The sequence below is a fragment of the Klebsiella sp. HMSC16A12 genome, assembly GCF_001808265.1.
Taxonomy (GTDB): Bacteria; Pseudomonadota; Gammaproteobacteria; order Enterobacterales; family Enterobacteriaceae; genus Klebsiella; species Klebsiella pneumoniae.
Map to the genome: position 1 here is coordinate 61429 of NZ_KV792609.1, position 18854 is coordinate 80282.

At 53.2% G+C, this 18854-nt stretch carries 18 protein-coding genes, 2 tRNA genes and 3 other RNA genes; 12 read left to right on the plus strand and 11 right to left on the minus strand.

From position 1 onward, the window contains the following. Positions 1–107: 107 nt before the first annotated feature. From HMPREF3140_RS12550 to HMPREF3140_RS12580, 7 genes are all read right to left on the minus strand, one after another. Positions 108–239: non-coding RNA, RtT sRNA (locus tag HMPREF3140_RS12550), on the minus strand. Between the two features lie 44 nt (positions 240–283). After that, a tRNA-Tyr gene (locus HMPREF3140_RS12555) sits at positions 284–368 on the minus strand. 39 nt (positions 369–407) lie between these two features. After that, positions 408–539, minus strand: a non-coding RNA gene (locus tag HMPREF3140_RS12560) — RtT sRNA. A 43-nt stretch (positions 540–582) separates the two neighbouring features. Beyond that, a non-coding RNA gene (locus tag HMPREF3140_RS12565) (RtT sRNA) lies at positions 583–715 on the minus strand. 43 nt (positions 716–758) lie between these two features. Next, positions 759–843 (minus strand) — tRNA-Tyr (locus HMPREF3140_RS12570). 159 nt (positions 844–1002) lie between these two features. Further along, positions 1003–1845 carry a formyltetrahydrofolate deformylase gene (gene purU, locus HMPREF3140_RS12575; RefSeq protein WP_023285280.1) on the minus strand — a complete coding sequence of 281 codons (843 nt, stop codon included), beginning with the start codon at positions 1843–1845 and terminating at the stop codon, positions 1003–1005. 42 nt (positions 1846–1887) lie between these two features. Further along, on the minus strand, positions 1888–2346 hold the full coding sequence (locus HMPREF3140_RS12580; RefSeq protein WP_002910109.1) for a YchJ family protein: 459 nt from the start codon (positions 2344–2346) through the stop codon (positions 1888–1890). Between the two features lie 112 nt (positions 2347–2458). On the opposite strand from HMPREF3140_RS12580, the gene rssA reads away from it, so the two are divergent. The 3 genes from rssA (at position 2459) to galU (ending at position 5564) form a co-directional block, all read left to right on the plus strand. Beyond that, complete coding sequence (rssA, locus tag HMPREF3140_RS12585) at positions 2459–3361, plus strand: patatin-like phospholipase RssA (RefSeq protein ID WP_002910108.1); 903 nt, start codon at positions 2459–2461, stop codon at positions 3359–3361. Between the two features lie 89 nt (positions 3362–3450). Continuing rightward, entirely contained in the window at positions 3451–4464 is a 1014-nt protein-coding gene (gene rssB / locus HMPREF3140_RS12590; protein WP_002910107.1) for a two-component system response regulator RssB, read from the plus strand. Positions 4465–4661: 197 nt separating this feature from the next. Further along, a complete protein-coding gene (gene galU, locus HMPREF3140_RS12595) occupies positions 4662–5564 on the plus strand; it encodes a UTP--glucose-1-phosphate uridylyltransferase GalU (RefSeq protein WP_002910105.1) in 903 nt (300 codons plus the stop codon). Between the two features lie 121 nt (positions 5565–5685). Here the strand turns inward: galU and hns are convergent, their stop codons facing one another. Further along, positions 5686–6093, minus strand: coding sequence for a histone-like nucleoid-structuring protein H-NS (hns, locus tag HMPREF3140_RS12600; RefSeq protein WP_002910103.1), 408 nt, complete (start codon positions 6091–6093; stop codon positions 5686–5688). A gap of 422 nt (positions 6094–6515) precedes the next feature. Further along, the gene (locus tag HMPREF3140_RS28775) at positions 6516–6647 is read right to left on the minus strand and encodes a hypothetical protein (protein WP_004145401.1); all 132 of its coding nucleotides are present in this window, start codon (positions 6645–6647) and stop codon (positions 6516–6518) included. A 7-nt stretch (positions 6648–6654) separates the two neighbouring features. On the opposite strand from HMPREF3140_RS28775, the gene tdk reads away from it, so the two are divergent. Beyond that, complete coding sequence (gene tdk, locus HMPREF3140_RS12610; RefSeq protein ID WP_002910100.1) at positions 6655–7272, plus strand: thymidine kinase; 618 nt, start codon at positions 6655–6657, stop codon at positions 7270–7272. A 147-nt stretch (positions 7273–7419) separates the two neighbouring features. On the opposite strand, the gene adhE is transcribed toward tdk, so the two are convergent. Further along, entirely contained in the window at positions 7420–10095 is a 2676-nt protein-coding gene (gene adhE / locus HMPREF3140_RS12615) for a bifunctional acetaldehyde-CoA/alcohol dehydrogenase (protein ID WP_002910097.1), read from the minus strand. Between the two features lie 77 nt (positions 10096–10172). Here adhE and HMPREF3140_RS12620 point away from each other — a divergent pair, with 77 nt between their 5' ends. From HMPREF3140_RS12620 to HMPREF3140_RS12660, 8 genes are all read left to right on the plus strand, one after another. Continuing rightward, positions 10173–10388 carry a hypothetical protein gene (locus tag HMPREF3140_RS12620; RefSeq protein WP_004145398.1) on the plus strand — a complete coding sequence of 72 codons (216 nt, stop codon included), beginning with the start codon at positions 10173–10175 and terminating at the stop codon, positions 10386–10388. Between the two features lie 183 nt (positions 10389–10571). Next, positions 10572–11219 carry a YchE family NAAT transporter gene (locus tag HMPREF3140_RS12625; protein WP_002910095.1) on the plus strand — a complete coding sequence of 216 codons (648 nt, stop codon included), beginning with the start codon at positions 10572–10574 and terminating at the stop codon, positions 11217–11219. 737 nt (positions 11220–11956) lie between these two features. Then, positions 11957–13591, plus strand: a complete 1635-nt coding sequence (oppA, locus tag HMPREF3140_RS12635) for an oligopeptide ABC transporter substrate-binding protein OppA (RefSeq protein ID WP_004148754.1) — start codon at positions 11957–11959, stop codon at positions 13589–13591. 85 nt (positions 13592–13676) lie between these two features. Then, a complete protein-coding gene (gene oppB / locus HMPREF3140_RS12640) occupies positions 13677–14597 on the plus strand; it encodes an oligopeptide ABC transporter permease OppB (protein WP_002910089.1) in 921 nt (306 codons plus the stop codon). A gap of 14 nt (positions 14598–14611) precedes the next feature. Then, the gene (gene oppC, locus HMPREF3140_RS12645; RefSeq protein ID WP_004145396.1) at positions 14612–15520 is read left to right on the plus strand and encodes an oligopeptide ABC transporter permease OppC; all 909 of its coding nucleotides are present in this window, start codon (positions 14612–14614) and stop codon (positions 15518–15520) included. 11 nt (positions 15521–15531) lie between these two features. Next, a complete protein-coding gene (locus HMPREF3140_RS12650; RefSeq protein WP_070553001.1) occupies positions 15532–16545 on the plus strand; it encodes an ABC transporter ATP-binding protein in 1014 nt (337 codons plus the stop codon). Then, positions 16542–17546: a murein tripeptide/oligopeptide ABC transporter ATP-binding protein OppF gene (oppF, locus tag HMPREF3140_RS12655; protein ID WP_002910083.1), complete on the plus strand. Its 1005-nt coding sequence runs from the start codon at positions 16542–16544 to the stop codon at positions 17544–17546. The genes HMPREF3140_RS12650 and oppF overlap by 4 nt, the downstream gene beginning before the upstream one ends. Positions 17547–17600: 54 nt before the next feature. Continuing rightward, the gene (locus tag HMPREF3140_RS12660; protein ID WP_002910080.1) at positions 17601–18428 is read left to right on the plus strand and encodes an ion transporter; all 828 of its coding nucleotides are present in this window, start codon (positions 17601–17603) and stop codon (positions 18426–18428) included. Positions 18429–18490: 62 nt separating this feature from the next. Here HMPREF3140_RS12660 and HMPREF3140_RS12665 read toward each other — a convergent pair whose 3' ends face one another. Further along, the gene (locus HMPREF3140_RS12665) at positions 18491–18820 is read right to left on the minus strand and encodes an HI1450 family dsDNA-mimic protein (protein WP_002910079.1); all 330 of its coding nucleotides are present in this window, start codon (positions 18818–18820) and stop codon (positions 18491–18493) included. Between the last annotated feature and the right edge of the window lie 34 nt (positions 18821–18854).

Below are 18854 nucleotides of genomic sequence, written 5' to 3' on the forward strand. Positions count from 1 at the left end.
CGGAGGCGGTGCTGCGCACCTGTCCGGGCTACCAGACGGCACCACCTGTAGCCTCGCTAAGCGAAGCGCGAGCGATGAGACAGCAGAACAGGTGGCTGAGAGTGCAACAGTGGTGGGGGAAGGATTACTCGGCGCTAAAGCGCTTCGCCCTTCGGGCCGTTGCCTACGGCAACGTTCTCTCGCTTCGCTCGAGTCGAACCTTAGTCGAAGCTTCTCATCCTTCCCCATGGGGCAGAATATAGAATATCGTAGAGTAATTGGATTGAGGTGTTTTTTAAGAAGATGGTGGTGGGGGAAGGATTCGAACCTTCGAAGTCGATGACGGCAGATTTACAGTCTGCTCCCTTTGGCCGCTCGGGAACCCCACCAGGGGTAAAAACACATTGTAGGCTATTCAGCAAAATGAATGGTGGTGGGGGAAGGATAACTCGTCGCTATCTCTCCTCGCCCTTCGGGCCGTTGCCTGCGGCAACGTTCTCTCGCTTCGCTCGAGTCGAACCTTAGTCGAAGCTTCTCATCCTTCCCCGTGGGGCAGAATATAGCGTATCGCAGGTGGAATAAGCTGGGCAATACATGAAGAGGTGGTGGTGGGGGAAGGATTACTCGGCGCTAAAGCGCCTCGCCCTTCGGGCCGTTGCCTGCGGCAACGTTCTCTCGCTGGCGCTCGAGTCGAACCTTAGTCGAAGGTTCTTACCCTTCCCGCTAAGTGCAAACATCGTTTACGCTTGTCGGGGAAACCATATCACTGTAGTGAATAATGGTGGTGGGGGAAGGATTCGAACCTTCGAAGTCGATGACGGCAGATTTACAGTCTGCTCCCTTTGGCCGCTCGGGAACCCCACCACGGGGTAATACTTGGTACTGGCCTGCTTCCTTCTCGGGAAGCGGGGCGCATCATACCAAATGATGCGCCCCTGTAAAGCATTCGTTTGACAAAAATAAACTGGTTGCCTGATTTTTACGCGTAACGCCGTAAAGCTAACCAATTCATTTCTCAGTCGATTAAAGAATAATCGTCCGGTTACCGTAAACGAAGACGCGCTGCGCCAGTACCTGATACAGCGCCCGGCTCAAGACGTTTTTTTCGACATCGCGCCCAGCGCGCATCATATCTTCTGCGGTATAAGTATGATCGACATGAATCACGTCCTGCATGATGATCGGGCCTTCATCCAGATTGTCATTCACGTAGTGAGCGGTAGCGCCAATGATTTTCACGCCGCGCTCATAGGCCTGATGATAGGGACGGGCGCCGATAAACGCCGGCAAAAACGAATGGTGGATATTGATGATTTTGTTCGGGAAGCGGGCGACAAATTCTGGCGTCAGGACGCGCATATACTTGGCCAGCACCACGTAATCCGGTTCGTGGGCGGCGATAGTATCGCCCATCCGCTGATCGTGTTCTTCGCGGCTCAGTCCTTCATGGCTGACCAGCTCAAACGGAATACCAAAGCGCTCCACCAACGAGCGCAGGGTGTCATGGTTGCCGATAACCGCGGCAATATCGACATCCAGCCCGCCGTAGTTGGCTTTCATCAGCAGATCGCCCAGACAGTGCGCCTCTTTCGTCACCAGAATCACCACCCGGCGACGGCCTGCCGGATTCAGTTCGCGGATGGAGCCTTCAGGCAGGGCGCTGTCGAGATCGGCCAGCAGAGTAGCGTCGTTAAAAATGCCTTCCAGTTCGGTGCGCATAAAGAAACGACCGGTACGGTGGTCAACAAACTCATTGTTCTGCACAATGTTGAGTTCATGCTTGTAGCAGATATTGGTGATACGCGCGATGAGGCCTTTCTGATCAGGGCAAATAGTGCGTAGTACTTTACGTTGTAATGAATGCATCGCGAGGAAAATCCTGTAATGTTTGCAAGCGCTGCGCCAGCGTTACTGGCCGCAGCATTTTTTAAATTTTTTACCTGAGCCGCAGGGGCAGGGGTCGTTACGGCCAATCAGCGGTCGTGTCCCGTCGATATAGTACCACTGTCCATTTTCTTTTAAGAATCTGGAACGTTCAATAATGGCGCCAGGGCGGTTATTGTCATTAAAGCGGGCGACAAAGCTGACAAAACCTTCATTTGGAGCTCGCCCCTCATCACTGGCGAACAGGGTTAAGCCCAGCCATTCGGTCTGGGAAAACCCTTTCTCCAGCTCGGCGCGAAATTGCTGCGCCTGACAGGACGGGTGCCAGGTTTTGATTAGATAGTCAGCGTCTTTCATGACGAACGCGCTATAACGGGAGCGCATAAGCTGTGACGGGCCCGGCGCAAGCTCAGCGCCGGACAGATATCGCTGGCAACATGAGCTATACTCCAGTGCGCTGCCACAGGGGCATAATTGCGACAAAACTGCCTCCATGGAAGAAAGAGTAACGGCGCTTCTACGCCAAAGGGCATTATGTTAACTGAGCCGTGACAATGTTGCCACGCTCAGAGTGGAAGGATAGTTATTAGTACTAATGAGAAAGCTTAAAATTGGTCTGGCGCTAGGTGCGGGAGCCGCTCGCGGATGGTCGCACATTGGCGTCATCAACGCCCTCCAGCGGGCCGGTATTGAGATTGATATCGTAGCCGGTTGTTCTATCGGTTCGCTGGTAGGGGCGGCGTATGCCTGTAACCGACTCCCGGCACTCGAATCATGGGTCTGCTCATTCAGCAACTGGGATGTCCTGAAGCTGATGGATCTCTCCTGGCGCCGGGGGGGACTGCTGCGGGGGGAAAAGGTATTCAATCATTACCGCCGCATTATGCCCGTCACCGAGATTGAACGCTGCGAGCGCCGGTTTGCTGCTGTTGCCACCAATTTAAGCACCGGTAGGGAGCTGTGGTTTACCGAAGGCGATCTACATTTAGCCATTCGCGCCTCCTGCAGTATGCCGGGGTTAATGTCGCCAGTAAGGCATAATGGTTACTGGCTGGTCGATGGCGCGGTGGTCAATCCGGTTCCTGTGTCGCTCACCCGGGCAATGGGAGCGGATATTGTGATTGCCGTTGACCTGCAACATGATGCCCATCTTATGCAGCAGGATTTGTTCTCCCTTGAAACGCCGCGGCAGGAAGCGGAAGAGAAGGAGGGGCCATGGCATACTCGTCTGCGCGCTCGCTTGACGCGAATGAGTTCCCGCCGTACGGCCGTGACGCCGACGGCGATGGAGATCATGACCACCTCTATCCAGGTACTGGAAAACCGTCTTAAACGCAATCGTATGGCGGGTGACCCGCCGGATATCCTGTTGCAGCCATACTGTCCGCAAGTTTCGACGCTTGATTTTCATCGCGCCGGAGAGGCGATTGCCGCGGGGCAACTGGCGGTAGAAAAGAAAATGGATGAATTATTACCCTTAGTGCGTACAGCCGTTTGACGTACGAGTTACTGACTTAAGCAAATTCTGACAGGCGATAGTGAGAATAGCGTGCCACTATTGAATTATCGTCAGCCAGGGGAGATATCATGACGCAGCCATTGGCGGGAAAACAGATTCTGATAGTTGAAGACGAACCCGTTTTCCGCTCACTCTTGCATGGATGGCTGACCTCGCTGGGAGCAACAACCTTCCAGGCGGAAGATGGCAAGGATGCCCTGCATAAAATGACGGAGGTGCATCCGGACCTGATGATTTGCGACATTTCTATGCCGAGAATGAACGGTCTGGAGCTGGTGGAAACGCTGCGTAACCGCGGCGAACAGTTACCGATCCTGATGATCTCCGCCACCGAAAACATGGCGGATATAGCTAAAGCGTTGCGACTTGGCGTCCAGGACGTGCTGTTAAAGCCAGTAAAAGATTTCGATCGCCTGCGCGAGACCGTTTACGCCTGTCTCTATCCCGCGATGTTCAGTTCGCGCGTGGAAGAGGAAGAGCGTTTATTTGAGGACTGGGATGCGCTGGTCAGTAATCCCATCGCCGCTTCAAGACTATTGCAGGAATTACAGCCGCCGGTGCAACAGGAAATGTCGCACTGCCGCATTCATTATCGACAACTGGTGTCGGCAGACAAGCCCGGTCTGGTACTCGATATCGCGCCGCTTTCGGAAAATGATTTGGCTTTCTATTGTCTGGATGTCACACGCGCAGGCGATAATGGCGTGTTGGCAGCATTATTGCTGCGCGCGTTGTTTAATGGTCTGCTGCAGGAGCAACTGGCGCACCAGGGACAACGGCTACCAGAAATGGGAAGTTTGTTAAAACAGGTGAATCAACTGCTGCGTCAGGCAAATCTTCCGGGCCAGTTCCCTCTGTTAGTAGGGTATTACCACAGCGGGCTGAAAAATTTAATTCTGGTGTCAGCGGGACTTAATGGCACGCTGAATACGGGGGAGCATCAAATTCAGATTAGTAATGGCGTTCCTTTGGGGACGCTGGGTGATGCTTATCTTAACCAAATTAGCCAACGCTGCACCTCGTGGCAGTGCCAAATTTGGGGGGCTGGCGGTCGTTTACGCTTAATGTTGTCTGCGGAATGAGCAATTGCGTTTATATCTAAGCAGACGGGATTACCTCTTGCCCTTTAGCGGTGGTAACATCGAGCAGTTTTATGCGTAAAAGTCCTAATTCGAGGCTATCGGCAGCTTTTCAGACCAGTAAATACGCGGTTGACTGATATACTCGACACGTTATTTGTAACGAGAAGTTTAAAAAACAAACAGTCCAGGAGATTTCAATGGCTGCCCTTAATTCTAAAGTCAGAAAAGCGGTTATCCCGGTTGCGGGATTAGGCACCAGGATGCTGCCGGCCACCAAAGCGATTCCAAAAGAAATGCTGCCGCTGGTAGATAAGCCGTTAATTCAGTACGTTGTTAATGAATGTATCGCTGCAGGAATTACTGAAATTGTTCTGGTAACGCACTCGTCGAAAAACTCTATCGAAAACCATTTCGATACCAGTTTTGAGCTGGAAGCGATGCTGGAAAAACGTGTAAAACGCCAGCTGCTGGAAGAAGTGCAGTCTATTTGCCCGCCGCACGTGACTATTATGCAAGTTCGTCAGGGCCTGGCGAAAGGTCTGGGTCACGCGGTGCTGTGCGCCCATCCGGTAGTGGGAGATGAGCCGGTCGCGGTTATTCTGCCAGACGTTATTCTGGATGAATATGAATCCGATCTGAGCCGCGATAACCTCGCTGAGATGATCTCTCGCTTCGATGAGACTGGCGCCAGCCAGATTATGGTTGAACCTGTCGAAGACGTAACCGCTTATGGCGTGGTTGACTGCAAAGGCGAATCCCTGAAGCCGGGCGAAAGCGTACCGATGGTGGGCGTGGTTGAGAAGCCAAAAGCTGACGTTGCGCCGTCCAACCTGGCGGTGGTGGGGCGTTATGTCCTCAGCGCCGATATCTGGCCGCTGCTGGCGAAAACCCCTCCGGGCGCTGGTGATGAAATTCAGCTGACTGACGCCATTGATATGCTGATCGAGAAAGAAACGGTTGAAGCTTATCATATGAAAGGCAAGAGCCATGACTGCGGTAATAAGCTTGGCTACATGCAGGCGTTTGTCGAATATGGTATTCGTCACAAAACGCTGGGCGACGATTTTAAAGCCTGGCTGGAAACGGCGGTAGCGAAGTAATCCGCCGCGCGGTTGAAAGCACAAACCGGGAGCGCATCTGCGACTCCCGGTTTTTTTATATCGGCCCTGAGGGCAAAAAAAATCCCGCCGCAGCGGGATTTTTTATAGCGATCAACGGAGATTAGATCAGGAAATCGTCCAGTGATTTACCTTGCTCATCCATTGCTTTTTTGATCACAGCCGGGGTACGGCCCTGACCGGTCCAGGTTTTGGTTTCACCATTTTCGTCAACATAGCTATATTTAGCCGGACGTGCAGCACGCTTGGTTTTGGTACCGGCTTTAACGGCAGCCATGGTGCTCAGCAGTTCATTCGGATCAATACCGTCAGCAATCAGCATTTCACGGTATTGCTGCAGCTTACGCGTACGCTCTTCAATTTCTGCCGCGGCAGCGTTTTCTTCTTCACGGCGCTCGTTAACGACGACTTCTAATTTTTCCAGCATTTCTTCGAGCGTTTCCAGGGTGCATTCTCTTGCCTGCGCACGAAGAGTACGGATGTTGTTCAAAATTTTAAGTGCTTCGCTCATTGTAGTAATCTCAAACTTATATTGTGGGGTGGTTTGTTGAACTAATAATAGAGCGATAAAATGCGTTGTGCAATAGGGGGGAATGTAAGGAATTCAAAATTACTGGTTATTTGTCGCGAGAATTAATTAATTTAAGTTAAAATTCCCGTGCCGCTTCACATCTTTCATCGCTTATAGCGATGAGGCGAAGGCAAGCTAAAACATTGAGACGGTATGCTTTTTGAGAGGTTCAGTGAGAGAAATGATCCTTTACATGGGTAAATAACCCTCGTCAGTATTAGCGCATTTTTGGTTACAAGGCTTAATATAAAACAACCGGCAGCCCTGCTTATAGCCCATGGGCAACCGGTCTATAAGCACGAAAAGACAATGGTTACCGTGCCAGTAGCGTAACGGGGCGTACAAATAGTGGCCCTGAAAATTCAATTCATCTTCTTAATCCTTTCGGTTTGCAGGCCCTTCAGCTTCGCGACAATACCCCTGCTGAAAGCGCGGCTGTGCGCATAAAATATGGTACAATCGTCGCCGCGATAAAACACTTTGATTGGGGTCACGCAGCCGATGGCACAACTTTATTTCTACTACTCTGCAATGAATGCAGGTAAGTCGACCGCTCTGTTGCAATCTTCGTACAATTACCAGGAGCGGGGGATGCGTACCGTCGTTTATACCGCTGAGATTGATGACCGCTTTGGCGCCGGAAAAGTCAGTTCGCGTATCGGGCTCTCCTCGCCGGCCCGATTGTATAATCCACAGACCTCGTTATTTGACGATATTGCGGCGGAGCACCAGCTAAAGCCGATTCACTGCGTGCTGGTGGATGAAAGCCAGTTTCTGACGCGTGAACAGGTTCATGAGCTGTCCGAAGTTGTCGATACGCTGGATATTCCGGTGCTTTGCTATGGGTTGCGGACGGACTTTCGCGGTGAGCTCTTTACCGGCAGCCAGTATTTACTGGCCTGGTCAGATAAGCTGGTTGAGCTGAAAACGATCTGCTTCTGCGGCCGCAAGGCCAGCATGGTATTGCGCCTCGATCAGGAGGGGCGTCCTTATAATGAGGGTGAGCAGGTCGTCATCGGCGGTAATGAGCGGTACGTATCGGTCTGCCGTAAGCATTATAAAGAGGCGCTGAGCGTCGGTTCGTTAACCAAGGTACAAAACCAGCACCGTCCCTGCTGATACCCTCAGAAGCTCGTACAGGCGCCTGTGGGCGCCTTTTTTATGTCTGCTATAGGTTGGCGTAGCTGGCGATAAAGAATGGCTGATAGCGGGGATAAAAAAAGCCCCGTCAGGTGACGGGGCTTGTCGCGATGCTATCGCTGTTGGTTAAGCGGATTTTTTCGCTTTTTTCTCAGCCTTTACCGGAGCAACTTCGGCTTTCGCACCGGCTTCGCCTTCGACGAATTCGCGGCCGTAGTAGGTATCCAGCAGGATCTGTTTCAGTTCGGAGATCAGCGGGTAGCGCGGGTTAGCGCCGGTGCACTGGTCATCGAATGCATCTTCAGACAGTTTATCAACGTGGGCCAGGAAGTCAGCTTCCTGAACGCCAGCTTCGCGGATAGATTTCGGAATACCCAGCTCAGCTTTAATGCTTTCCAGCCATGCCAGCAGTTTCTCGATTTTCGCTGCGGTGCGGTCGCCTGGTGCGGAGAGGCCCAGGTGATCGGCGATTTCAGCGTAACGACGACGAGCCTGCGGACGGTCGTACTGGCTGAACGCGGTCTGCTTGGTCGGGTTGTCATTCGCGTTATAGCGGATAACGTTGCAGATCAGCAGGGCGTTGGCCAGACCGTGCGGAATATGGAACTGGGAGCCCAGTTTGTGCGCCATCGAGTGACACACGCCGAGGAAGGCGTTAGCGAACGCGATACCGGCGATAGTCGCGGCACTGTGTACGCGCTCACGGGCAACCGGGTTCTTGGAACCTTCGTGATAGGAAGCCGGCAGGTACTCTTTCAGCAGTTTCAGCGCCTGCAGCGCCTGGCCGTCAGAGAACTCAGAAGCCAGTACGGAAACGTAAGCTTCCAGGGCGTGAGTCACCGCATCCAGACCACCGAACGCACACAGCGATTTCGGCATATCCATCACCAGGTTGGCATCGACAATGGCCATATCCGGGGTCAGCGCGTAGTCTGCCAGCGGGTATTTCTGACCGGTCGCGTCATCGGTCACCACGGCGAACGGCGTAACTTCAGAACCGGTACCGGAAGTGGTAGTGATCGCCACCATCTTGGCTTTGACGCCCATTTTCGGGAACTTGTAGATACGTTTACGGATATCCATAAAGCGCAGCGCCAGTTCTTCGAAGTGGGTTTCCGGATGTTCGTACATAACCCACATGATTTTCGCCGCATCCATCGGGGAACCGCCGCCCAGGGCGATGATCACGTCTGGTTTAAAGGAGTTTGCCAGGTCGGCACCTTTACGTACGATGGTCAGCGTCGGGTCAGCTTCAACTTCGAAGAAGACTTCCGTCTCAACACCCGCTGCTTTCAGTACGGAAGTGATCTGATCGGCATAGCCGTTGTTGAACAGGAAGCGGTCAGTCACGATCAGCGCGCGTTTGTGACCATCGGTAATCACTTCATCCAGTGCGATTGGCAGGGAGCCACGACGGAAGTAGATAGATTTCGGAAGTTTGTGCCACAACATGTTTTCAGCTCGCTTAGCAACGGTTTTCTTGTTGATCAGGTGTTTCGGACCAACGTTTTCAGAGATGGAGTTACCACCCCAGGAACCACAACCCAGAGTCAGGGAAGGCGCGAGTTTGAAGTTGTACAGGTCACCGATACCACCCTGAGAAGCCGGGGTGTTGATCAGGATACGCGCGGTTTTCATCATTTGGCCGAAGTAAGCCACGCGAGCCGGCTGGTTGTCCTGGTCGGTGTACAGGCAAGAGGTGTGACCGATACCGCCCATGGCGACCAGTTTTTCTGCTTTGGCTACCGCGTCTTCGAAATCTTTTGCACGATACATAGCCAGCGTCGGAGACAGTTTTTCGTGAGCAAACGGCTCGCTCTCGTCAACGTTGGTCACTTCACCAATCAGAATTTTGGTGGTGGCCGGCACGGTGAAGCCTGCCAGTTCAGCGATTTTGGCCGCTGGCTGACCAACGATAGCCGCGTTCAGCGCGCCATTTTTCAGGATAATGTCCTGAACGGCTTTCAGCTCTTTACCCTGCAGCAGGTAGCCGCCGTGGCTGGCGAAACGTTCGCGAACCGCGTCATAGACTGAATCAACCACCACAACGGACTGCTCAGAAGCACAGATCACGCCGTTATCGAAGGTTTTAGACATCAGTACGGACGCTACGGCACGTTTGATGTCGGCGGTTTCATCAATGACTACCGGGGTGTTACCGGCGCCGACGCCGATAGCAGGTTTACCGGAGCTGTATGCTGCTTTCACCATGCCTGGACCACCGGTCGCCAGGATCAGGTTGATGTCCGGGTGATGCATCAGCGCGTTAGACAGTTCTACAGACGGCTGATCGATCCAGCCAATCAGGTCCTTCGGCGCGCCGGCCGCGATGGCAGCCTGCAGCACGATATCAGCCGCTTTGTTGGTGGCTTCTTTTGCACGCGGGTGCGGAGAGAAAATGATGGCGTTACGCGTTTTCAGACTGATGAGCGATTTGAAAATGGCTGTTGAAGTCGGGTTAGTGGTCGGTACGATACCGCAGATGATGCCGATAGGCTCAGCGATAGTGATGGTGCCAAAGGTGTCGTCTTCTGACAGAACGCCACAGGTTTTTTCGTCTTTATAAGCGTTGTAAATGTATTCGGAAGCGAAGTGGTTTTTGATCACTTTGTCTTCAACGATGCCCATGCCGGATTCGGCTACGGCCATTTTGGCGAGAGGGATTCGAGCATCTGCAGCGGCCAGAGCGGCGGCGCGGAAGATTTTGTCGACTTGTTCTTGAGTGAAACTGGCATATTCACGCTGGGCTTTCTTGACACGCTCAACAAGCGCGTTCAGTTCAGCGATATTAGTAACAGCCATAATGCTCTCCTGATAATGTTAAACTTTTTTAGTAAATCAGTCGCTCGATTCGACATTATAGACAGGCCGTTAACAGCTTGCATGTAAATGTTTATGTAGAAAAATCAGGGCGCTGTTTCACCGATTTACTAAAAAAGCTTTATCTCTTTCGCTTTCAGGTACTGCTGCCTTCCACTCTGTTGGTGTCATCAAGATTACTCACTTCTGAGTACAAATTACGTGATTTAGATCAAGTATTGTCGCTGCTGATACCTTTCAGCTGGCTGCTTTTTGACCGGTTCGATCAAGTGTGATGGGAGGGTTTTGAAATTAAAAAAACGATTAGCATTAAATATACAAATGGCTAACATTCGATACATATCACCGGGTTATGCATATTTATAATGAATATTGCAGGTAAAAAGCGTATGTTTCGCGCAGTTATTTTATGCTGTTAACAGTCAACCGCCAATTTTGATGATGCTGCGGAGCCCAATGTGACTCAATCACTGTTCGATTTTTCTGCATATTTCAAGTTTTTCATCGGCTTATTTGCCCTGGTTAACCCGGTTGGCATTATTCCGGTATTCATCAGTATGACCAGCTATCAGCCGGCTGCGGTGCGTAATAAGACCAACCTCACCGCCAACCTGTCGGTGGCGATCATCCTCCTGACGTCGCTGTTCCTCGGCGATGGCATTCTGCAGATTTTCGGTATCTCCATTGACTCCTTCCGTATCGCCGGCGGCATCCTGGTGGTGACCATCGCGATGTCGATGATCAGCGGTAAGCTCGGCGAAGATAAGCAGAACAAGCAGGAAAAGTCGGAGACGGCGGTCCGGGAGAGCATCGGCGTCGTTCCTCTCGCGCTACCATTAATGGCCGGGCCAGGGGCAATCAGTTCAACTATCGTCTGGGGGACCCGGTACCACTCCTGGGTGCATCTGGTCGGGTTCTCACTGGCGATAGCGGTATTTGCCCTCTGCTGCTGGGGGATTTTCCGTATGGCGCCGTGGCTGGTCCGTTTGCTGGGGCAGACGGGAATCAACGTCATCACCCGTATTATGGGCCTGTTGCTGATGGCTCTCGGCATTGAGTTTATTGTGACCGGGATTAAAGCGCTTTTCCCAGGGCTGCTGAGTTAGTTCGTCGCCAGCAGGCGGGGAGTCTCGCTTCACGCCTGCGCGATTATTAGCAAAACCTATTAGCCAACGCGGAACTGGCGGTAGGGATAATATTTTGCGATATCGCTATTAATTTCATATTTTTCATTAAGATATGAAATATTTCTCTTAACATTCTCCTCACGCCTCCCACTCCTGTGATGTTATTTTCTTCACATCATTCTCTGGTACTTGCTGTCGGATCATCGAAATGATATTAGTAATTTTAACAAGGCGGCAGATGAATGTGCTAAAAAGTAATCTATTGTTAAATTTTTGTACAAAAAAGCATCTTGTGGTCGCTGCTCAGAATGTCGGCTGATGAAATTATCGTAATGCTCTGATAAATAATAATATTTTTACATCGACGTTTTATGGCAAACGCTTGTCACGCTGGCAAAACCGGCAATAAAAGAGAATTCGGTAACATATTTGCAAATTGCATTGGCGGAGGTGTTTACCTTTTGGTACTTTCCGCCGTTATCGTCTGCTGAATTATGTACGCAAATGAGAATTATTTTTAATTAACTCATTTCGCCAGAACGACCCTCCAGCGAGGGCAACGAATCGACGTTAAGACTGCCGTTCGAGCGGTCGTAATAAATAAGTCGGTGATAGCAATCTGCCAATCGCAAACTCCTGCGTTGGACAGAACCCGAAAACGGGAAAAACAGGCTGGTTAAAAAACCAGTAATTATAATGACTGGAGTTACAACACAATGACCATCATCACTAAAAAGCGTTTAATCGCCGCGGGAGTGCTATCCGCACTGATCGCCGGCAATATGGCAATGGCAGCGGATGTCCCGGCTGGAGTGCAGCTGGCAGAGAAGCAAACCCTGGTACGTAATAGCGGCGCCGAGCCGCAATCGCTGGACCCAAATAAAATCGAAGGGGTGCCAGAGGCCAATATTAGCCGCGACCTGTTCGAAGGTTTGCTGAATACTTCGCCGAAAGATGGCCACCCGATCCCTGGCGTGGCGGAGAGCTGGGATAATAAAGATTTTAAAGTCTGGACCTTCCATCTGCGTAAAGATGCAAAATGGTCTAACGGCGAGCCGGTTACCGCCCAGGACTTCGTATACAGCTGGCAGCGTCTGGTGGATCCGAAAACCGCGTCTCCTTATGCCAGCTATCCGCAATATGGTCATATCGTTAACGTCGACGAAATCATTGACGGCAAGAAAGCGCCGAGCGAGCTGGGCGTAAAAGCCATTGACGACCACACGCTGGAAGTCACCCTCAGCGAACCGGTACCCTATTTTTATAAACTGCTGGTTAACCCGGCGATGTCTCCCGTCTACAAACCGGCCATCGAAAAATTTGGCGAAAAGTGGACGCAGCCTGGCAATATCGTTACCAACGGCGCGTATACTCTGAAAGACTGGGTGGTCAACGAGCGGATCGTAATGGAGCGTAACCCGCACTATTGGGATAATGCTAAAACCGTCATTAACACCGTTACCTGGCTGCCGACCTCTTCCGAAGTGACCTATGTTAACCGCTACCGCAGCGGTGAACTGGACATGACTTATAACCAGTTGCCAATCGAACTCTTCCAGAAGCTGAAAAAAGAGATCCCCAACGAGCTGCACGTTGACCCCTATCTGTGTACCTATTATTACGAAATCAACAACCAGAAGGCCCCGTTCACCGACGTGCGCGTGCGTACCGCGCTGAAGCTGGGTCTGGATCGCGATATTATTGCTAATAAGGTGAAAGGACAGGGCGATCTGCCGGCCTACGGCTACACGCCGCCTTACACCGATGGCGCGAAGCTGAGCGAGCCGGAATGGTTTACCTGGTCGCAGGAAAAACGCAACGAAGAAGCGAAGAAACTGCTGGCCGAAGCCGGCTATAGCGCCGATAAACCGTTGACCTTCAACCTGCTGTATAACACCTCTGATTTGCACAAGAAGCTGGCGATTGCCGCCGCCTCGCTGTGGCGTAAAAACCTGGGCATTGACGTGAAGCTGGTCAACCAGGAGTGGAAAACGTTCCTCGATACCCGTCATCAGGGCACCTATGACGTGGCGCGTGCGGGCTGGTGCGCCGACTATAACGAGCCAACCTCTTTCCTGAACACCATGCTCTCTGACAGTTCAATGAACACCGCGCACTATAAGAGCCCGGCGTTCGACAAGATTATGGCTGAATCCGTAAAAGCATCCGATGAAGCGCAGCGCACGGCGGCCTATGCGAAAGCAGAGCAGCAGCTGGACAAAGACAGCGCGATCGTACCGGTCTATTACTACGTTAACGCCCGCCTGGTGAAACCGTGGGTCGGTGGCTATACCGGTAAAGACCCGATGGATAACGTCTATACCAAAGACCTCTACGTTATCAAACATTAATGGCAATACGTGGAGCGGGTCTCGGCTCGCTCCATCGTGTCTTATTTGAGAGCAGTGCAAAGGCACACGCCAGAAGGTACGGGCAATGTTAAAATTTATCTTACGTCGCTGTCTGGAAGCGATTCCGACGCTATTTATTCTTATCACCATCTCATTCTTCATGATGCGTCTGGCGCCGGGAAGTCCTTTTACCGGGGAACGCACGCTACCGCCGGAAGTCATGGCGAATATTGAAGCAAAATACCATTTAAACGACCCTATCATGACGCAGTACTTCAATTATCTGAAGCAGCTGGCGCATGGCGATTTTGGTCCCTCTTTTAAATACAAAGATTATTCCGTCAACGATCTGGTGGCCGCCAGCTTCCCGGTTTCAGCGAAACTGGGCTTCGCCGCCTTTTTACTGGCGGTGGTGATCGGCGTTGCCGCCGGGGTGATAGCCGCCCTGAAGCAAAATACCCGCTGGGACTACGCGGTGATGGGGGTAGCCATGACCGGCGTGGTTATTCCGAGCTTTGTGGTCGCGCCGCTGCTGGTGATGATCTTTGCCATTACCCTGCACTGGCTGCCGGGCGGCGGCTGGAACGGCGGGGCGCTGAAATTTATGATCCTGCCGATGGTGGCGCTTTCCCTGGCCTATATCGCCAGCATCGCGCGTATTACTCGCGGTTCGATGATTGAAGTGCTGCACTCTAACTTTATCCGCACCGCGCGGGCGAAGGGGCTGCCGATGCGTCGCATTATTCTGCGCCATGCGCTGAAGCCGGCGCTGCTGCCGGTGCTCTCCTATATGGGGCCAGCTTTCGTGGGCATCATCACCGGCTCAATGGTCATTGAAACCATTTACGGCCTGCCGGGGATCGGCCAGCTGTTCGTTAACGGGGCGCTTAACCGCGACTACTCGCTGGTGCTCAGCCTGACGATCCTCGTTGGCGCCCTGACTATCCTGTTCAACGCCATCGTTGACGTGCTGTACGCCGTTATCGATCCGAAGATTCGCTACTGAAGCCGGAGTTCGCCATGATGTTAAGTAAGAAAAATAGCGAGGCGCTGGAAAACTTCAGTGAGAAGCTGGAAGTGGAGGGGCGTAGCCTCTGGCAGGACGCGCGTCGCCGCTTTATGCATAACCGCGCCGCGGTGACCAGCCTGATTATGCTGGTGCTTATTGCGCTGTTCGTTACCTTCGCGCCGATGGTGTCGTCGTTCTCCTACTTCGATACCGACTGGGGCATGATGTCCAATGCCCCGGATATGGCCTCCGGCCACTACTTCGGAACCGACTCCTCCGGGCGCGACCTGCTGGTGCGCGTAGCGATCGGCGGGCGCATTTCGCTGATGGTCGGGGTGGCGGCGGCGCTGGTGGCGGTGATCCTCGGCACGCTGTACGGTTCTCTCTCCGGTTATCTCGGCGGCAAAGTGGATTCGGTGATGATGCGTCTGCTGGAGATCCTCAACTCCTTCCCGTTTATGTTCTTCGTCATCCTGCTAGTGACCTTTTTTGGTCAGAATATCCTGCTGATCTTTGTCGCCATCGGCATGGTGTCCTGGCTGGATATGGCGCGTATCGTGCGCGGGCAGACGCTAAGCCTGAAGCGCAAAGAGTTTATCGAAGCCGCGCAGGTCGGCGGGGTCTCGACGGCGAGCATCGTGCTGCGCCATATCGTCCCCAACGTGTTGGGGGTGGTGGTGGTGTATGCCTCGCTGCTGGTCCCCAGCATGATCCTCTTCGAATCCTTCCTCAGTTTCCTGGGACTGGGGACGCAGGAGCCGCTCAGCAGCTGGGGGGCATTGCTCAGCGATGGCGCCAACTCAATGGAAGTTTCGCCCTGGCTACTGTTGTTCCCGGCGGGTTTCCTGGTGGTGACCCTGTTCTGTTTCAACTTTATCGGCGATGGTCTGCGTGATGCCCTCGACCCGAAAGACCGCTAAGGAGCGCTGCCATGACCATGATTGAAACGGCAAAAGCGCCGCAAGCGCAGAGCCACAGCGGGCTACTGCTGGACGTGAAAGATCTTCGCGTCACCTTTAAAACGCCGGATGGTGATGTCACCGCCGTCAATGATCTGAACTTCACCCTGCAGGCGGGCGAGACGCTCGGCATTGTGGGCGAATCCGGCTCCGGTAAATCGCAAACCGCCTTCGCCCTGATGGGACTGCTGGCGGCCAACGGTCGCATCGGGGGTTCCGCCACCTTTAACGGTCGGCAAATCCTCAATTTGCCCGAGCGTGAGCTGAACAAACTGCGCGCTGAACAAATCTCAATGATTTTCCAGGATCCGATGACCTCTCTTAACCCCTATATGCGGGTGGGCGAGCAGTTAATGGAAGTCCTGATGCTGCATAAAGGGCTGAGTAAAGCCGAAGCGTTTGAAGAGTCGGTGAAGATGCTCGACGCGGTAAAAATGCCGGAAGCGCGTAAGCGCATGAAAATGTTCCCGCACGAGTTCTCCGGGGGCATGCGTCAGCGCGTGATGATTGCCATGGCGCTGCTGTGCCGGCCCCGGCTGCTGATTGCGGATGAACCGACCACTGCCCTGGACGTTACCGTGCAGGCGCAGATCATGACGCTGTTGAGTGAGCTTAAACGCGAATTCAACACGGCCATTATCATGATCACCCACGACCTTGGGGTGGTGGCAGGGATCTGCGATAAAGTGCTGGTGATGTACGCCGGGCGCACCATGGAGTACGGTCAGGCGCGCGATGTCTTCTATCAACCGTCGCACCCATACTCTATTGGGCTGTTGAATGCGGTTCCACGTCTGGATGCGGAAGGCGATGCGTTGTTGACCATTCCCGGCAACCCACCGAACCTGCTGCGATTGCCAAAAGGCTGTCCATTCCAGCCGCGTTGCCCGCATGCCATGGAGCAGTGCAGCAGCGCGCCGCCGCTGGAATCGTTCGCGCCAGGCCGCCTGCGCGCCTGCTTTAAACCGGTGGGGGATCTGCTATGAACGCCGTAACTGAACAACGAAAAGTCCTGCTCGAAATTGCCGACCTGAAGGTGCACTTCGATATCAAAGATGGCAAGCAGTGGTTCTGGCAGCCGTCGAAAACGCTGAAAGCGGTGGATGGCGTGACGCTGCGCCTTTACGAGGGTGAAACCCTCGGTGTGGTAGGGGAGTCGGGCTGCGGCAAATCGACCTTCGCCCGCGCCATTATTGGTCTGGTGAAAGCGACCGATGGCAAAGTGGCCTGGCTGGGTAAAGATCTGCTGGGCATGAAGCAGGAAGAGTGGCGCGACGTGCGCAGCGATATCCAGATGATCTTCCAGGATCCGCTGGCCTCGCTGAACCCGCGCATGACCATCGGAGAAATTATCGCCGAACCGCTGCGTACCTATCATCCGAAGATGCCCCGTCAGGAAGTGCGCGATCGCGTCAAAGCGATGATGATGAAAGTTGGGTTGCTGCCCAACCTGATCAACCGCTATCCGCACGAGTTCTCCGGCGGTCAGTGTCAGCGTATCGGCATCGCGCGGGCGCTGATCCTTGAGCCAAAGCTGATTATCTGCGATGAGCCGGTCTCCGCGCTTGACGTGTCGATTCAGGCGCAGGTCGTCAACCTGCTGCAGCAACTGCAGCGTGAGATGGGGCTATCGCTGATATTTATCGCTCACGATCTGGCGGTGGTTAAGCATATCTCCGATCGGGTTCTGGTAATGTATCTGGGCCATGCGGTGGAGCTGGGGACCTACGACGAGGTGTACCATAATCCGCTGCATCCCTATACCAAAGCGCTGATGTCGGCGGTGCCGATCCCCGATCCTGATCTCGAGAAAACGAAAACTATCCAACTGCTGGAAGGCGAATTACCCTCGCCGATTAATCCGCCCTCAGGCTGCGTATTCCGCACCCGCTGTCCGCTTGCCGGACCGGAGTGCGCCAAAACCCGCCCGGTGCTGGAAGGCAGTTTCCGCCATGCGGTTTCCTGCCTTAAGGTAGACCCGTTATAATCTCAGGGGCTGACGCAGGTCAGCCCTTTTTTTTGCGAGGTTAACGAAGTGGGTATGCTTTCTGCCGCTCGTCTGCGGCTTTATCATTTACTTTTCGATCAGAACCGACGTTCCGGCCGCCGCTTTGAAGGGCTGTGCGGACTTTTCGCCCTGCTCAGCGTACTGGTGATATTTATCGAGTCGGGACTGGGCACGCAATATCACCTGACATTAGATGAATGGCATATTTTTGTCTGGCTGGAGCTGCTGGTGACTGCGGTCTTTACCCTGGAATACCTGCTGCGTATCGCTACCTGGCCCAATCCGCTCCACTATATTTTCAGCTTTTGGGGGCTGATTGACCTGGCGACGATTTTACCGCTGTATGTGATGTGGCTATGGCCGGAAATTAGCCTCAATTATGTATTCGCCTGGCGGGCAATGCGGGCGATCCGCGCGCTGCGTATTCTCAAACTACTGCGCTTTATGCCTTCGCTCAACGTATTCTGGCGAGCGATTGTCAGCGCGCGCCATCAGCTGATCCTGTTTTATTCGTTTATCGCCATTGTGATGGTGATTTTCGGCTCGTTAATGTATCTGATTGAGGGGCCGGAATACGGCTTTACCACGCTTAACGCCTCGGTCTATTGGGCCATCGTGACCATCACCACCGTCGGCTACGGAGACATCACGCCGCACACGCCGTTGGGTCGCATCCTGGCCTCCATTCTTATCCTGATCGGCTACTCCATTATTGCCATACCGACCGGACTTATCACCACGCATATGACCAGCGCCCTGAATCGTCGACGACAGCAGCGCCTGTGTCCGCAGTGTCAGCAGGGCGACCATGACGATAACGCCCGTTTCTGCCATGCCTGCGGTCATGCCTTGCCGAAGTAAGCTGGCGACATAAAAAAGCCTGCCGGGAGAACCGCGGCAGGCTTTTTACTGGATGTTAAAGGTTATTCACGCCACAGAATATGGCACAGCTTATGATCTTTCTCGCGGCACAGCAGAACGCGGGCGAAGATATCATTGATTTCCCCGCCGTCGGTATCCGCCAGACCAATCACCACTTCGGCGAAGAAATCCGGGTTGAGATCGTAATCCACATGCTCTTCCCAGTCTGCCGAAGGGTCGAACAGTTCGGCGCCGCCGCGCTCCTCAAACTGCAGGTTAAACAGAATGATGTCCGCCGGGTCGAGATTGTCGGCCGCCAGTTCGAGGAAGATATCGTAAGCCTGCTCGAGCGTTTCGTCTTCGGTCAGGCGGTTGTTTAAATCCATATCCATGATTGCTACTCATTCGGTATCTGATGGGCACGTT

What these genes read in the sequence shown, in the direction of transcription:
- hns (WP_002910103.1), bottom strand. Translation starts at nt 6,093, where the DNA reads ATGAGCGAAGCACTTAAAATTTTGAACAACATCCGTACTCTTCGTGCG.
- adhE (WP_002910097.1), bottom strand. Translation starts at nt 10,095, where the DNA reads ATGGCTGTTACTAATATCGCTGAACTGAACGCGCTTGTTGAGCGTGTC.
- oppA (WP_004148754.1), top strand. Translation starts at nt 11,957, where the DNA reads ATGACCATCATCACTAAAAAGCGTTTAATCGCCGCGGGAGTGCTATCC.
- HMPREF3140_RS12650 (WP_070553001.1), top strand. Translation starts at nt 15,532, where the DNA reads ATGACCATGATTGAAACGGCAAAAGCGCCGCAAGCGCAGAGCCACAGC.
- oppF (WP_002910083.1), top strand. Translation starts at nt 16,542, where the DNA reads ATGAACGCCGTAACTGAACAACGAAAAGTCCTGCTCGAAATTGCCGAC.
- HMPREF3140_RS12665 (WP_002910079.1), bottom strand. Translation starts at nt 18,820, where the DNA reads ATGGATATGGATTTAAACAACCGCCTGACCGAAGACGAAACGCTCGAG.
- oppC (WP_004145396.1), top strand. Translation starts at nt 14,612, where the DNA reads ATGATGTTAAGTAAGAAAAATAGCGAGGCGCTGGAAAACTTCAGTGAG.
- oppB (WP_002910089.1), top strand. Translation starts at nt 13,677, where the DNA reads ATGTTAAAATTTATCTTACGTCGCTGTCTGGAAGCGATTCCGACGCTA.
- purU (WP_023285280.1), bottom strand. Translation starts at nt 1,845, where the DNA reads ATGCATTCATTACAACGTAAAGTACTACGCACTATTTGCCCTGATCAG.
- rssB (WP_002910107.1), top strand. Translation starts at nt 3,451, where the DNA reads ATGACGCAGCCATTGGCGGGAAAACAGATTCTGATAGTTGAAGACGAA.
- galU (WP_002910105.1), top strand. Translation starts at nt 4,662, where the DNA reads ATGGCTGCCCTTAATTCTAAAGTCAGAAAAGCGGTTATCCCGGTTGCG.
- HMPREF3140_RS12660 (WP_002910080.1), top strand. Translation starts at nt 17,601, where the DNA reads ATGCTTTCTGCCGCTCGTCTGCGGCTTTATCATTTACTTTTCGATCAG.
- tdk (WP_002910100.1), top strand. Translation starts at nt 6,655, where the DNA reads ATGGCACAACTTTATTTCTACTACTCTGCAATGAATGCAGGTAAGTCG.
- rssA (WP_002910108.1), top strand. Translation starts at nt 2,459, where the DNA reads ATGAGAAAGCTTAAAATTGGTCTGGCGCTAGGTGCGGGAGCCGCTCGC.